This window comes from Hyphomonas oceanitis SCH89, from assembly GCF_000685295.1.
GTDB lineage: Bacteria > Pseudomonadota > Alphaproteobacteria > Caulobacterales > Hyphomonadaceae > Hyphomonas > Hyphomonas oceanitis.
In genome coordinates, this window is record NZ_ARYL01000164.1 from 1 (window position 1) to 555 (window position 555).

General features: G+C 62.7%; 1 protein-coding gene. It reads right to left on the reverse strand.

Translation table 11 applies throughout. The annotated features are described in order from the left end of the window. Positions 1-553, reverse strand: a 553-nt coding sequence (locus HOC_RS20750) for an IS256 family transposase (protein ID WP_035542786.1), incomplete at its 3' end; no start/stop codon positions are given. Positions 554-555: the final 2 nt, after the last annotated feature.

Here is a 555-nt window from a genome sequence, read left to right on the forward strand (position 1 = left end):
TGGCCCCGACAGCCACTATGGCAGCGGTCGAGACGATCCGTCCGCCCTGCCGGCTTTTGATGTACGTGGCGTCGATCCACAGGTAAGGCCACTCGCCTTCGATCGGGCGGTTCAGGAAGGCTTGTACACGCTCGTCGATCTCTTCGCACAGCCGGCTGACCTGGCTCTTCGATATGCCCGTGCCACCCATCGCCTTGACCAGGTCGTCCACCGCGCGCGTCGAGATGCCCTTGATGTAGGCTTCCTGGATAACGGCCGTCAGCGCCTTCTCGGCCGTTCGGCGCGGTTCAAGGAAAGATGGGAAGTAGCTGCCCTTGCGCAGCTTCGGGATATCCAGATCGATCCGGCCAGCCCGTGTGTCCCAGGCTCTCTCCCGGTAGCCATTCCTGTAGGTCTTGCGATCCGCGGAGCGGGCACCGGGAGCCGCGCCCGTATGCGCCTCCACCTCCATCTCCATCAAGCGCCCGGCTGCAAAGGCCAGCATGTCGCGCACCAGATCGTTGTCTGCGCTCTGGTCAATCAGCTCGAATAAAGCCAATCTGTCTTCGGTCATCG